Source organism: Brevundimonas sp., from assembly GCF_018608325.1.
In the GTDB taxonomy this organism is placed as follows: domain Bacteria; phylum Pseudomonadota; class Alphaproteobacteria; order Caulobacterales; family Caulobacteraceae; genus Brevundimonas.
Window position 1 is genome coordinate 10,920 of record NZ_JABAZW010000006.1, and the last position, 13,147, is coordinate 24,066.

Here is a 13,147-nt window from a genome sequence, read left to right on the forward strand (position 1 = left end):
GCACGCGCGCCGCCTCCAGCACCGCCGCCACGCCCGAGGCGTCGTCGTTGGCGCCGGGTGCGTCAGAGGTGAAGTCCATCACGTCGCTGGCGCGGCTGTCGATATGGCCGGAGATGACGATGATCCGGTTGGGATCGGTCGTGCCGCGCTGGATAGCCAGCACATTGACCACTTCGGTCGGATTTGGGACGCGGCGCCCGGTCACGACATCAGACGGCAGGGCGATGGTCAGGCAGCCGCCGCAGTCGCGGCTCATGTCCCGGAACTGGCGCTCGGCCCAGCGGCGGGCGGCGCCGATGCCGCGCGTCTCCGACTGCGTGTCGGACAGGGTGTGGCGAGTGCCGAAACCCACGAGGGCTTCGATATCTGACCGCATCCGCTCAGGCCGCACATCGCCAGACAGGCTGTGCAGCAGGGGCTGTTCGACGGCGGCAGCGGTCTGTGCCTGCACCGCCTCCGCCGTCAGGGTCAGTGAAAAGACGGCGACGGAGGCGAGCAGGGCGTTTTTCATCGGATCAGGCGGCTTCCAGTTGACCGCAGACGAAGGCGACCTCGCCTGCGTTCAGCAGGGCGGCGAGGACGGGCTCGGCGTTTTCGGGCGCGACGATCAGGATGAAGCCGACGCCGCAGTTGAAGGTGCGGCGCATTTCATGGTCGCTGATGCCGCCGGTTTCGGCCAGCCACTGGAAGACGGCGGGCATGGGCCACGAATCCCAGTCGAACGCAGCCTGCAGGCCGTCGGCGATGCAGCGCGGCGGGTTTTCGATCAGGCCGCCGCCCGTGATGTGGGCCGCGCCCTTGATCAGACCGGCCTTCATCAGCGGCAGGACCGGCTTCACATAGATGCGGGTCGGCTCCATCAAGGCCTGCGCCAGCGAGCGGTCCTTGGCGAAGGGCGCGTCATCGCCCCAGGCCAGACCGGACTTCTCAACCACCTTGCGCACCAGCGAATAGCCGTTCGAGTGCGGGCCGGTGGACGCCAGGCCGATGATGACGTCGCCTGCCGCCTGCCGATCCAGATAGGGCAGGGCATGGCCGCGCTCGACAGCGCCCAGGCTGAAGCCCGCCAGATCGTAGTCGCCTTCGGTGTACATGCCCGGCATTTCGGCAGTCTCGCCGCCGACCAGGGCCGCGCCTGCCTGACGGCAGCCCTCGGCGATGCCTGCGACCACGCGGCGGGCGGCGTCGATCTCAAGGCGGCCCGTGGCGTAATAGTCGAGGAACAGCAGCGGCTCGGCGCCCTGGGCCAACAGGTCGTTGACGCACATGGCGACCAGATCGACGCCGACGCCGTCATGGCGGCCGGTCTCGATGGCGATCTTCAGCTTGGTGCCGACGCCGTCCGTGGTGCTGACGATCAGCGGGTCTTCGAAACCGGCGGCCTTAAGGTCGAACAGGGCGCCGAATCCGCCCAGCGAGGGCTCCGATCCCGGGCGGGCCGTGGACTTCGCCAGGGGCTTGATATGTTCGACCAGCAATTCGCCTGCATCGATGTCCACGCCCGCGTCGGCGTAGGTCAGGCCGTTTTCGAGAGGCTTTTGGGTGTCGCTCATGGTTTTCAGGGCCTGAATCGGGGCGGAAATGCAGCGCGGCTCTTGCCACAGGTAGGTTGCGCGGGGCTATAGCACCGGAATGACGCCAATCACCACCAATGAGGCGCTGGCCGAGTTCTGCGCCCGCCTGTCCACCGCCCCGTTCATTACGGTCGACACCGAGTTCATGCGGGAGACGACCTATTGGCCGCGCTTGTGCCTGATCCAGGCGGCGTCCAGCGAACATGCGGGAATCATTGATCCGATGGCCGAGGGCCTGGATCTGGAGCCGTTCCTGAACCTGCTGCGTGACGAGAAGATCGTGAAGGTCTTCCACGCCTGCCGACAGGATGTTGAAATCTTCGTGCGTCTGGGCGCCATGCCCAAGCCGATGTTCGACACCCAGGTCGCGGCCATGGCGGCGGGCTTTGGCGAACAGGTCGCCTATGATTCGCTGGTCCGGCAGATGCTGCGGATCGAGGTGGACAAGGGCAGCCGTTTCACCGACTGGGGCCGTCGTCCGTTGTCGGACAGCCAACTGGTCTATGCCCTGGGCGACGTGACCCATCTGGCGGCCCTTTATCCCAAGCTGCGCGATCGGCTGGAGAAGGAAGGCCGCCTGGCCTGGGTGACGACCGAGATGGAAGGTCTGGTCGATCCGGCCATCTATGACACCAACCCGGAAAACGCCTGGAAACGCCTGAAGCCCAAGAAGTTCTCGGCCAAATATCTGGCCGCCTTCAAAGCCGTCGCCGTTTGGCGCGAACGCGCTGCGCAGGAGCGTGACCAGCCGCGCGGCCGCATCCTCAAGGACGAGGGCATCGACGAGATCGCCCAGCAGACGCCGACCGACACCGAGGCCTTCAATCGCCTGCGTTCGGTGCCAAAGGGTTTTGGTGGTTCGCGCCTGGGCCTGGAACTGGCTGAAGAACTGAAGCGTGTTCTGGCTGATCCAGAGGCGCACGCCCCGGAAATGGAACGCCCCGCCCACCGTCAGCCCGCACCGCCGTCGGTGGTCGAACTGCTGAAGGTGCTGTTGAAGGCCAAGAGCGACAACGCAGGTGTGGCCTCCAAGCTGATCGCCACATCGGCTGATCTGGAGAAGATCGCCATCAGCGACGACGCCGATGTCGAGGCCATGAAGGGCTGGCGCCGACAGCTGTTCGGCGAGGACGCGCTGAAGCTCAAACGCGGCGAGATCGCGCTGGTCCTCAGCGGCTCACGCGTCGAGGTCGTCGAGATCGAAGGCTAGGCCTTCACGGGCGGCTCCCACAATTCGATGGGGTTGCCCTCCGGGTCATGGATGCGGGCGAAACGACCGATTTCGGGCGTGGCGTCCCATTCGTCCTTGGTGATGACATCTATGCCTGCGGTTCTTAGCGAGGTCAGAAGGTCGTCTAGACCTTCGACACGCAGGTTCAGCATCCAGCCCTTGTCGGCGGCGAAATAGTCGCTGGTTTGCGGGAAGGGCGAGAAGACCGTCGGGCCGGCCTGCTGATCCCACAGGTACTGACCTTCAGGTGCGCCCACGCCCAGATGTTTCAGATACCAGGCGGCAAGGGTCTTTGGGTCCTGTGCACGAAAGAAGAAGCCGCCGATTCCGGTCACGGGCATGATCGCCTCCCTGTTGTCGAACGGAAGGCTGATCCTTGTCGGCGGGTCTGTCTAGATCGACAGACCCAGTCCCATGGCCTCAGCCAGCGCCTTGGCGCGCTTCTTGGTTTGTTCGCCCAGCAGCACGTCGTCGTAGCCGTCTTCGGCCGTCAGGCGCAGATCACCGCCCTTTACGCGTGCAGCGGCGCTGGTCAGCAGTTGGGCGGAGCGGCCCGACAGATCGCAGGCCAGCCGGATCGACAGCCCAAGCGCACGAGCGCGACGTCGGGCGTCATCGCTCAACAGACGATTGACCGCTTCGGGCTGGGGCGTGGCCGACCCGCCGCCATATCGGGCGTTCATCACACTGGCCAGGAAGGCGCGTTCGGCATGGCTGATGCCCGCGACGGGCGCGCGCAGAACCTGGTCGAACACCAGTTCCAGCCGGTGGTCGGGATGCAGCCGGGCCCCCAGATCGGCCAGTCGACAGGCGGCAGAGGTCAGCACCGCATCGCGTGTCTCGCCGAATGCGGAAGGCAGGGCCGCGACGATGTCGGAAATCCAGCGGGTCAGGGCGCCGGGCAGGGCCGGGTCGATGCCCTGTCGGCCGCCCAAAGCCTTACAACCCGCCAGCAGCGGGTCGGCGGTGCGTATGGATTCGTCCAGCGTCTCGAACAGCAGACCTTCGCGGACGCCCCAGGCGGACATCTCGATGGTCTTCAGGCCCAGATTATTGATCAGACCCTCCAGCACCAGTCCGGCATAGGGCAGGGTCTCGGCGCGTTTCTTGGAGACGCCGGGCAGTTTCGCCAGACCCGCCGCCGACTGCTGTGCAACCAGCCGCGCCGTCTCCAGCGCGTCTTCCGCCGACATTTCGTACTGATGCACGACCTTCAGCGGATAGGATTTCAGCGACATCTGCACCTGGGCCAGGGTGCGCCAGGCGCCGCCGACGGCGTACAGCCGATCCGAGCGGAACTGGCTGGCGACCGGCCTCAGCCGTTCGTCGATCCGGGCCTTGATGCGGGCGGCGTCGAAACCCTTGCCTTCGGCCAGGGCGAACGGCCCCAACGGCAGGGTCATGCCGTGTTCGACGCCGTGGCCGTTCAGGCGGGTCAGTTCAAGACTGGTTCCGCCCATATCGGCGGAGACGCCGTGCGCGCTGGGCGCCCCGGCCAGAACCCCCATGGCTGCATATGTGGCCTCTTCCTCACCCGACAGGACCCGGATGACCAGACCGGTCTCCTCGGCTACGCGCCGACAGAATTCCGGCCCGTCCTTGGCCTCGCGCACGGCGGCGGTGGCGGCGATCAGGGTGGTGTGCGGGCGCACACCCTCCAGCACAGCGGCAAAGCGGCGCAGGGCCGTCATCGCCATGCCCACGCCCTCACGCGACAGCTTGCCCGTCGTCGGCAGGTCGCGGCCCAGACCGGCCAGAACCTTCTCGTTGAAGACGGTCCAGATTGCCCGGCCTTCCAGCCGGTACAGCACCAGACGAACCGAGTTGGAGCCGATGTCGATGGCCGCGATCTCTCGGCCCGGAAGTTCGATATCGGGCATCAGCGGCCCGGGCGCTCATAACGAAGCACCGAGGGCAGGGTCTTCACCTTGCGTCCGCGACCCGACAGGCTGGGGTTGGTCATGAAATACTTGTGCGCCGAGAAGGGGCGTTCGGGGTCGGCGGGCTGCACACGGGTATAGCGGCCCTCGGCATCCAGAACCCAGCTCTGGGCGTCGTCCTTCAGATTGGCGACCATGATCTGGTCCAGCACCTGATCGTGAACGGTGGCGTTGCGGATCGGCGTCATCACCTCGACCCGGCGGTCCAGATTGCGTGTCATCCAGTCGGCGGACGAGATGAAGACCTTGGCCTTGTCGTGCGGCAGGTCCTTGCCGTTGGCGAAACAGACGATGCGGCTGTGCTCCAGGAACCGGCCGACGATCGACTTGACCCGGATATTCTCCGACAGACCCGTCACGCCCGGACGCAGACAGCAGATGCCGCGCACGACCAGATCAATCCGCACGCCCCATTGGCTGGCGCGGTACAGGGCGTCGATGATCTCCGGGTCCACCAGCGAGTTCAGCTTGACCCAGATGGCGGCGGGTTTGCCCATCGCCGCCGCCGTCATCTCCTTGCCGATCAGCTCGATCAGGGTGGACTTCATGTTCAACGGTGAGACGACCAGCGCCTCCAACTCGTCCGGCGTGGCGTAGCCGGTGATGTAGTTGAACACCCGGCTGGCGTCGCGGCTCAGAACGGGGTCGCAGCTGAACAGCGACAGGTCGGTGTAAATCTTGGCCGTGACCGGGTGATAGTTTCCGGTGCCGAAGTGGCAGTAGGTGCGCAGTCCTTCACCTTCGCGGCGCACCACCACGCTCAGCTTGGCGTGGGTCTTGTACTCAACGAAGCCGAAGACGACGTGGACGCCCGCCCGCTCCATCGCCCGCGCCCAGCGCAGATTGGCCTCTTCGTCGAACCGGGCTTTCAGTTCGACCAGGGCCGTGACGTTCTTGCCGTTCTCGGCCGCCTCGATCAGGGCGGCGACGATGGGGCTGTCTTTTGACGTCCGATACAGGGTCTGTTTGATGGCCAGCACGTTCGGATCGCGCGCCGCCTGACGCAGGAACTGCACCACCACGTCGAAGCTTTCGAACGGGTGGTGGATCAGCATGTCCTTCTCGCGGACCGCCGCGAAAATGTCGCCGCCGAAGTCGCGCACCCGCTCCGGATAGCGCGGCTCATAGGCCTTGAACTTCAGGTCGGGGTGACCTGCGGGGATCAGGTCAGACAACTGCGCCAGGCCCAGCATCCCATCGACGAGAACCACGTCCTGCGGCGCGGCTTCCAGTTCACCCACGATGAAGGTGCGAAGATCGCCGGGCATGGAGGCCTCGATCTTGACCCGCACGACCGAGCCGAGACGACGCTGTTTCAGCGCCTCCTCGAACTCCAGAACCAGGTCTTCGGCCTCTTCCTCGATCTCGATGTCCGAGTCGCGGATCAGGCGGAGCACGCCCTTTTCCTCGACATTACAGCCGGGGAACAGATGGTCGATGAATAGCAGCAGCACGTTTTCCAGCGTGATGAACCGCTTGCGGCCCGGCGTGGAACGGCCATCGGTCGGCAGTTCCCAAAAGCGGCGCACCTGGGTCGGCACCGGCACCAGCGCATAGAAGGTCTTGGCCTCGCCCTTGCGCTTCAGCTTCAGCGCCAGCGAGAAGCCCAGATTAGGCAGGAAGGGAAAGGGGTGCGCCGGGTCGATGGCCAGCGGCGTCAGAACCGCGAACAACTGGTTCAGGAACTCCGGCTCCAGCCGGTCGCGTTCGGTCTTGGTGATCTGGTGGCGGTCGACGACCTCGATCCCGGCGCCGATCAGCTCCTTTTTCAACTGACGCCAGCGGACCTGCTGTTCGGCCATCAGTTCGCCAGCGGCGACGTTGATCCGCTCCAGCTGTTCGGCGGGCGTCAGGCCGTCTGCGGACAGAACCCGCACACGTTCACGCAACTGACCCTTCAGGCCCGCAACCCGGGTCATGAAGAACTCGTCCAGGTTATTGGCCGAGATCGACAGGAAGCGCAGGCGCTCCAGAAGGGGGTGGTTCGGATTGGCCGCCTCTTCCAGCACGCGCTCATTGAACGCCAGCCAGGAGGTTTCACGGTTGAAGAACCGCGTGGGCGAGTTGATCAGCTCTTCATTCAGCGCCAGTTGCGGGGCGCGCGAGGCGGGAACTTCCTCGCCACGGGTGGCGTCATGGATCGCTGCGTCTGTCATGCTGCGGTTGTCGCGCGCGACTATGACAGTCGCAAGTCGCTGCAGGCATTTTCGTGATGGCGCAGCGTAAGATATCGGCGCTATCTTACGCAGCCTTCTCCCCAAGGCGAACCGTTCAGGATCAAACCATGCTCGCGCTTGCGGCCCTTATCGTCGCCCTGCTGATACTCGCCTTTGTGTGGGATCTGTTGGGCCAACCCAGTCCCCACCGTCTGTTGCGGCGCTGGCGGCGCCGCCAGGAACGCTAGGCGGCCAGGAACGCTAGGCGGAAAGTCGGGACGGCCTTTCAGCCGTCCCTTTTCAACAGGCTTACTGAACGACGGCGCCCGGCGCCGTGCCAGCCGGGCAATCACCCAGACGCGTGGCGTCGATGGTCATCTTCATTTCTGCCATCTGCGGCGGAACGTTCGGACCGGTGGTCTTGGTGGTGATGTCGATCTTGTAGGCGGAATCCATATTGCCGGAGACCTTGCCGTCCGAGGTGACGGTCATGCCTTGCGCATTACAGACCGAGTGGAACTCGGCGCCGCCCGGTGCGGCCTTGACGCTGTTCTCGCTGCACGCCACGCCGGGTTGCGGGGCGCTGAAGGGGTTTTCGCCTTCCACGGTCGGACCGACGCACATCTTGACGGTCGTCGGCGCAGGCATGGCGCCGCCCGAAATCGTCTGCTGCCACAGGCCCGGCTTGGGCGCAGGCATGGTCGCAGCGGCCGGGGTTGCAGGCGCGGCTGTGCCGCCGCCTTCGGTCGTCGCCTTGTTGTCAGAGTTGGAACATGCCGCCAGCAGAGCGACGGCGGAGATCAGAGCAATCTGAACGCGCATTTTAGACGTTTCCCTATCCGGAGCCTATCCCGCTCCATCAGCCCAACGTCGCGTCTTCGCCATACGTTCAATATTTTCGCGTCGATTGTGTCTGAAACTGGTTCTTCTCAGAATGTGGAACCGCGCGGTCAGTCGGGATCGGCAGGGCTCACGGGTTTCTGCATGTCGTCCAGCACCTGACGCGCCAAAACGCGTGTGACCGGGCGGTGCAGCGCATCCAGCCGTTCGACCACCGTCGCCGCCGATTCCGCAGATCGGTCGAGGCGGCGCACCAGATAGTCGATCACCTCATCGGCAGGGGCGATGCTGCGCTCGGCGAAGCGCGCCCGCAGTATGGCGGACAGGACCACATCGTCCGGCGCATCGACGGCGACGGTGCGCAGGGCGTCCAGTCTTGAACGCAGGTCGGGCAGGGTGACGGTCCAGTTGCGCGGCGCGTCGCGTGACACCAGCAACAGTGCGCCGCCGCCGGCATTGGCCAGATTGATCAGGTGGAACAGGCTCTCGTCGTCGGCGTCTGGCGCCCGGTCCAACAGAACGGGACGGCCTTCCAGCTCCAGCGGATCAATCAGTGCGGCTTCCGCGCCGTGCAGGGGCATGGCGCCCACACGCTCGGCCCATTCGGCGGCCAAACGGCTCTTGCCTGATCCTGCTGGACCATAGAGCGACAGCACCGAACCGACGCCGTCCGGCCAGCGCGCCAGAACAGCGACGGCGTCAGCATTGCTGTCAGACACGGCAAAGGCTTCGGATTCGCCGTGACGTTCCAACGGCAGCCGCAGCTGTTCTTCGGCGGATGGGGGCGGGGCGCTCTGCGCAGTCATGGGACTGTCATAGCAGACGCCGCCGCCGACCGCTCGGGCCTCACCCTGTTGGTCTTGGGGAGGGAAGAGGCGGTTTTGTGGATGAAATCAGGCGAACGGGACCAGGGCGGGGTTCAACTTGCCCGCATTGAACTCGGTCACCGCATAGTCGGCCAGGTCGGCGACCTGGAACGGGTCGTCTTTCAGCAAGGTGATCAGCTCTTCCTTGGTGCCGCCGCTGCGCACGATCAGGATGCCGCCGGTGCGCGGAACCATCGGGCCAGCCGCAATCACCAGCCCGCTGGCCACATGCTGGTCCAGCCAGGTGCGGTGTTCGACGGTCTTGGCTTCAATCGCTTCAATCGGCTTGGTGTAGGTGATGGTGACGACGAACATGGGCTGCCTTCCGGGTTGATGGCGCAGGCTATCGCGCGGTCCAGCGGCCTTTGCAACGGGCTAAACCTTGGCCCAAACCTTGACTTTCGGGGGGGATGGTGCGCCCTACGCCGCTTCCGATTTTCGCCGCGCGCGCGGCCCAGTCCAGACGATTCTCATGCACGCCTATCGCTCCCATAACTGCGGCGCCCTCCGGTCGACGGATGCAGGCTCGAATGTCCGGCTGTCGGGCTGGGTTCACCGCAAGCGTGACCACGGCGGCCTGTTGTTCATCGACCTGCGCGACCACTACGGTCTGACGCAGCTGGTGCTGCACCCGGAAACGCCGGGCTTCGCCGCCGTTGAACGTCTGCGCGCCGAAAGCGTCATCAAGATCGACGGCGAGGTCGTCGGGCGCGAGGACGGCACCGTCAACGCCAACCTGCCGACCGGCGAGATCGAAGTTCGCGTCAAGGCGGTCGAGGTTCTGTCGGAAGCCGCCGAACTGCCGCTGCCCGTCTTCGGAGAGCCGGAATATCCGGAAGAAATCCGCCTGAAGAACCGCTTCCTCGACCTGCGCCGTGAGACCCTGCACAAGAACATCGTGCTGCGGTCCAAGGTGATCCAGTCGATCCGTAACCGCATGTTCGGCCAGGGCTTCCTGGAATATCAGACCCCGATCCTGACGGCCTCTTCGCCGGAAGGCGCGCGGGACTTCCTGGTGCCGTCGCGTCTGCACCCTGAGAAGTTCTATGCGCTTCCGCAGGCGCCCCAGCAGTTCAAGCAACTGCTGATGGTTTCGGGCTTCGACCGCTATTTCCAGATCGCGCCCTGCTTCCGTGACGAAGACCTGCGCGCCGACCGTTCGCTGGAGTTCTACCAGCTCGACGTCGAAATGAGCTTCGTGACGCAGGAAGACGTCTTCGCCGCCATCGAACCCGTCATGCATGGCGTGTTCGAGGAGTTCAGCGACGGCAAGCCGGTGTCGCCCATCGACGGCGGTCACACCTTCACCAACGATTTCGGCGAAACGCTGGAGCACAAGGGCTTCGAGCGCCTGACTTACGCCCAGTCGATGGCCTGGTATGGCTCGGACAAGCCGGACCTGCGCAACCCGATCAAGATGCAGGTGGTGTCCGACCACTTCCGCGGTGGCGGCTTCGGTCTGTTCGCCAAGATTCTGGACGCTGACGAAAAGAACGCCGTCTGGGCCATTCCGGCGCCGACCGGCGGCTCGCGCGCCTTCTGCGACCGCATGAACTCGTGGGCGCAGGGTGAAGGCCAGCCGGGTCTGGGCTACATCTTCTGGTCCGACGATCAGGGCGCATGGGGCGGCCCGATCGCCAAGAACCTGGGACAGGAGCCGACCGAGGCCCTGATGGCCTCTCTGGGTCTGGGCAAGGGCGACGCCGCCTTCTTCACCGCCGGCCTGCCGTCGGTCTTCGCCAAGTTCGCCGGTCTGGCCCGCACCCGTGTCGGTACGGAGCTGAAGCTGGTTGCCGAAGACCAGTTCAAGTTCTGCTGGATCGTCGACTTCCCCATGTTCGAATGGTCGGAAGAAGAGAAGAAGGTCGACTTCAGCCACAACCCGTTCTCGATGCCGCAAGGCGGTCTGGAGGCGCTGGAGACGCAGGATCCGCTGACCATCCGCGCCTATCAGTACGACATCGTCTGCAACGGCTATGAGCTGTGCTCGGGCGCCATCCGGAACCACAAGGCCGAGATCATGCTGAAGGCCTTCGATATTGCTGGCTATGACGCCTCGGTGGTCGAAGAGCAGTTCGGCGGCATGTTGAACGCCTTCCGCTACGGCGCGCCGCCGCACGGTGGTCTGGCCCCCGGTATTGACCGCATCGTCATGCTGCTCGCCAACCAGACGGCCATCCGCGAAGTCATCGCCTTCCCGCTGAACCAGCAGGGCGAAGACCTGCTGATGAGCGCACCGTCGCCGGTCGCCGACAAGCAACTGAAAGAACTGCACATCCGCACCGCCCCGCCGATCAAGGTCTGATCGGCGGCGACAGCCGGAAATGATTAAGGGGACGCCTCGGCGTCCCCTTTTTTGTGCCTAGCGTCGAGGCGGAGTGGGCGCTGTAGGTGGTGTCGGTGGGGTTGGCGGAGTGCGGATTACACGCACCGATCCCCGGCAGGCCATCGCCGTCAGTCGGCCGGGCAAGCGAGTGGTTTCGTCGCCGCAGGCTTCTCCGACCTGATCCTGTGTCAGGCCGCGCGCCTCTGACAGGTCGGCGCCGCGAATGTCCGCGCGTCGCATGGAGGCGTCTGTGAAGTCGGCTCTGGCGAAACGACCGTCCGACAGACGCGCACCGTCCAGCGTCGCCGAGACGAAACGGGCATTGCTGAAATCGCCGCCTCTCAGGTTCGCCGCGTTCACTTCCGCGCCGCTGAAATCCGCACCCGTGGCCGTGACATTGGCCAGTGTCGCGCCGAACAACTCTGCGCCGACAAACTTGGTGTTCATCAGGGTGGCGTTGCTGAAGTTCACGCCGTGCATTTCGCCGCCGGTCAGATCGGCCTGGGTCATGTTGGCCCGCACAAAGGATGACCCCTGCGCCTCGGCCCCTGTCAGCACCGCGCGGGTGAAGTTGGTCGAGGTGAAGTTGGCGCCGACGATCTGGACGCCCGACAGATTGGCCCGGCTGAAGTCGCTGCCGGTGAAGTTGGAGCCGACCATTTCGGCGCCGCGCAGATTGGCGCCGACCAGGGTCGCGTTCATGAAGCTGGCGCCCGTGAAGGCGGCCCCGGACAGGTTGCGGCCAGACAGTTCACAGCGGTTGCACGAACCGCCCAGAGACACCGAGCGGGCCACGTCGCGGTCCTGAAACGTCACCGAAACTTCCGCCGCCGCTGGCGAGGCGAGGAGCACCCCGCCGAAGGCCAGAAGGGCGAATGCGGAGCCAGTCCGAAGATGTTGAGCGATCTGTTTCACAAGACCTGAATGCCCCGAAACCCCCGGCGCACCTACTTAAATCGAGGTAACTTCGTTAAAACCCAGACAGGTCTCGGGCGATCAGCAGGCGGGAATGCGAAGGCCGCCGGGCAGGATGGTGGAGCCGTCGCCACAGGCCCGGTTCAACTGGCTTTGCGTCAGGCCGGTCGCCCGGTTCAGTTGTGCGCCGGACAGATTGGTCCCCGCCAGGGTCGCGCCCGAGAAGTTGGCGCCTTGCAGATAGGCGCCGACAAAGCTGGCGTTGGTCAGGTTGGCGCCGGAGAAGTTCGAACTGGACAGGACAGCGCCATAGGCCTCGACGTCACGCAGATCGGCGTTGGAGAAACGCGTGCGGTTCATGACGCTGAGGCTGAAGTCCGCCTGACGCAGACGCGAGCCCGACAGGTTCAGGCCGCGCACCTCCAGACCCGAGAAATCACCCTGAAACAGGTTGCAGCCTGCACAGGATGCGCCGCGTCGTACACTGGCGATCTGGCCTGCGTTCTGGGCGAGGGCGGGCGTGGCCGCCGCCAGCAGAGCGGCGGCGATCAGGCCGAGACGGATTGTATTCTTCATGGACCGGGCTCCGACGTTTCATCGTCTTCCAGCAAAGCCTAGGCCAAATCCCTTAACTTACCCCTGATCTCCGCCCAGAAGCGCAGGAGCCGCTCCGCACGTGTCGCAAACCCAGGCTGCGCCGCGTTGCTGCAGGCTGAAATCACCGCAGGAGGGGCAGGCGACAGCCTCGGTGTTGGCGGCGGTTCTGGCTTCCGGGTCGGCCTTCTTGCCGAACGGCAACACGACCAGATTGTCCGGCGCCGTACCGCGCGCAAACCCCTTTGAGATGAAGCGGGCGGCGGGAACGGCCTCGCCCTGCGGCGGCGCTTCGCCCAGACCATCGGCGTTCAGCGCATCAGGTTCGGCATTGGCCAGTTCAGCGCGGTCCAGATAGGAGACGCCCAATTCGCGGAAGATATAGTCCAGGATCGAGGTTGCCGACCGGATCGAGTCATTGCCGGTGACCCGCCCTGCTGGTTCGAACCGGGTGAAGACAAAGGCGTCCACGAACTCATCCAGCGGCACGCCGTATTGCAGGCCGATGGAGATGGCGATGGCGAAGTTGTTCATCAGGCTGCGGAAGGCGGCGCCTTCCTTGTGCATGTCGATGAAGATCTCGCCCAGTTCGCCGTCTTCGTATTCGCCGGTGTGGATATAGACCTTGTGTCCGCCGACAGCCGCCTTCTGGATATAGCCTTTCCGACGGTCAGGCAGTTTCCGGCGCGCGCGCTGGCGTTCGAT

12 protein-coding genes and 1 pseudogene are annotated in these 13,147 nt (G+C 64.9%); 2 read left to right on the forward strand and 11 right to left on the reverse strand.

Annotation, left to right across the window (positions count from 1 at the left end):
* Positions 1-511: M28 family peptidase (locus tag QZ281_RS00455; RefSeq protein ID WP_292223350.1), on the reverse strand; the 511-nt coding region annotated here is incomplete at its 3' end.
* 4 nt (positions 512-515) lie between these two features.
* The gene (gene purM, locus QZ281_RS00460; RefSeq protein ID WP_292223353.1) at positions 516-1,553 is read right to left on the reverse strand and encodes a phosphoribosylformylglycinamidine cyclo-ligase; all 1,038 of its coding nucleotides are present in this window, start codon (positions 1,551-1,553) and stop codon (positions 516-518) included.
* 79 nt (positions 1,554-1,632) lie between these two features.
* Between purM and rnd the strand changes: the two genes are divergently transcribed.
* Entirely contained in the window at positions 1,633-2,784 is a 1,152-nt protein-coding gene (gene rnd, locus QZ281_RS00465) for a ribonuclease D (protein WP_292223356.1), read from the forward strand.
* On the opposite strand, the gene QZ281_RS00470 is transcribed toward rnd, so the two are convergent.
* From QZ281_RS00470 to QZ281_RS00495, 6 genes are all read right to left on the reverse strand, one after another.
* On the reverse strand, positions 2,781-3,146 hold the full coding sequence (locus tag QZ281_RS00470; RefSeq protein ID WP_292223359.1) for a VOC family protein: 366 nt from the start codon (positions 3,144-3,146) through the stop codon (positions 2,781-2,783). The two genes, rnd and QZ281_RS00470, sit on opposite strands and share 4 nt — an antisense overlap.
* A gap of 51 nt (positions 3,147-3,197) precedes the next feature.
* Complete coding sequence (locus QZ281_RS00475) at positions 3,198-4,685, reverse strand: Ppx/GppA phosphatase family protein (protein WP_292223362.1); 1,488 nt, start codon at positions 4,683-4,685, stop codon at positions 3,198-3,200.
* Positions 4,685-6,901 (reverse strand): RNA degradosome polyphosphate kinase, encoded by a 2,217-nt coding sequence (locus QZ281_RS00480; protein WP_292223364.1) that lies wholly within the window; start codon positions 6,899-6,901, stop codon positions 4,685-4,687. The genes QZ281_RS00475 and QZ281_RS00480 overlap by 1 nt, the downstream gene beginning before the upstream one ends.
* A gap of 309 nt (positions 6,902-7,210) precedes the next feature.
* Positions 7,211-7,723, reverse strand: a complete 513-nt coding sequence (locus tag QZ281_RS00485; RefSeq protein ID WP_292223367.1) for a DUF3617 family protein — start codon at positions 7,721-7,723, stop codon at positions 7,211-7,213.
* A gap of 128 nt (positions 7,724-7,851) precedes the next feature.
* Complete coding sequence (locus QZ281_RS00490) at positions 7,852-8,547, reverse strand: DnaA/Hda family protein (RefSeq protein ID WP_292223369.1); 696 nt, start codon at positions 8,545-8,547, stop codon at positions 7,852-7,854.
* An 87-nt stretch (positions 8,548-8,634) separates the two neighbouring features.
* Complete coding sequence (locus QZ281_RS00495; protein WP_292223372.1) at positions 8,635-8,922, reverse strand: YciI family protein; 288 nt, start codon at positions 8,920-8,922, stop codon at positions 8,635-8,637.
* Between the two features lie 157 nt (positions 8,923-9,079).
* Between QZ281_RS00495 and aspS the strand changes: the two genes are divergently transcribed.
* Positions 9,080-10,912, forward strand: coding sequence for an aspartate--tRNA ligase (gene aspS, locus QZ281_RS00500; RefSeq protein ID WP_292223375.1), 1,833 nt, complete (start codon positions 9,080-9,082; stop codon positions 10,910-10,912).
* Between the two features lie 57 nt (positions 10,913-10,969).
* On the opposite strand, the gene QZ281_RS00505 is transcribed toward aspS, so the two are convergent.
* From QZ281_RS00505 to QZ281_RS00515, 3 genes and pseudogenes are all read right to left on the reverse strand, one after another.
* Entirely contained in the window at positions 10,970-11,848 is an 879-nt protein-coding gene (locus tag QZ281_RS00505; RefSeq protein WP_292223379.1) for a pentapeptide repeat-containing protein, read from the reverse strand.
* Positions 11,849-11,929: 81 nt separating this feature from the next.
* A complete protein-coding gene (locus tag QZ281_RS00510; protein WP_292223383.1) occupies positions 11,930-12,424 on the reverse strand; it encodes a pentapeptide repeat-containing protein in 495 nt (164 codons plus the stop codon).
* A gap of 57 nt (positions 12,425-12,481) precedes the next feature.
* Positions 12,482-13,147: pseudogene (locus QZ281_RS00515) on the reverse strand (TSCPD domain-containing protein); the annotation flags it as partial.

Excerpts from the sequence above, each read along its gene's own strand:
- QZ281_RS00495 (WP_292223372.1), bottom strand. The coding sequence starts at position 8,922 with ATGTTCGTCGTCACCATCACCTACACCAAGCCGATTGAAGCGATTGAA.
- QZ281_RS00475 (WP_292223362.1), bottom strand. The coding sequence starts at position 4,685 with ATGCCCGATATCGAACTTCCGGGCCGAGAGATCGCGGCCATCGACATC.
- rnd (WP_292223356.1), top strand. The coding sequence starts at position 1,633 with ATGACGCCAATCACCACCAATGAGGCGCTGGCCGAGTTCTGCGCCCGC.
- QZ281_RS00485 (WP_292223367.1), bottom strand. The coding sequence starts at position 7,723 with ATGCGCGTTCAGATTGCTCTGATCTCCGCCGTCGCTCTGCTGGCGGCA.
- QZ281_RS00490 (WP_292223369.1), bottom strand. The coding sequence starts at position 8,547 with ATGACTGCGCAGAGCGCCCCGCCCCCATCCGCCGAAGAACAGCTGCGG.
- aspS (WP_292223375.1), top strand. The coding sequence starts at position 9,080 with ATGCACGCCTATCGCTCCCATAACTGCGGCGCCCTCCGGTCGACGGAT.
- QZ281_RS00470 (WP_292223359.1), bottom strand. The coding sequence starts at position 3,146 with ATGCCCGTGACCGGAATCGGCGGCTTCTTCTTTCGTGCACAGGACCCA.
- QZ281_RS00480 (WP_292223364.1), bottom strand. The coding sequence starts at position 6,901 with ATGACAGACGCAGCGATCCATGACGCCACCCGTGGCGAGGAAGTTCCC.
- purM (WP_292223353.1), bottom strand. The coding sequence starts at position 1,553 with ATGAGCGACACCCAAAAGCCTCTCGAAAACGGCCTGACCTACGCCGAC.
- QZ281_RS00510 (WP_292223383.1), bottom strand. The coding sequence starts at position 12,424 with ATGAAGAATACAATCCGTCTCGGCCTGATCGCCGCCGCTCTGCTGGCG.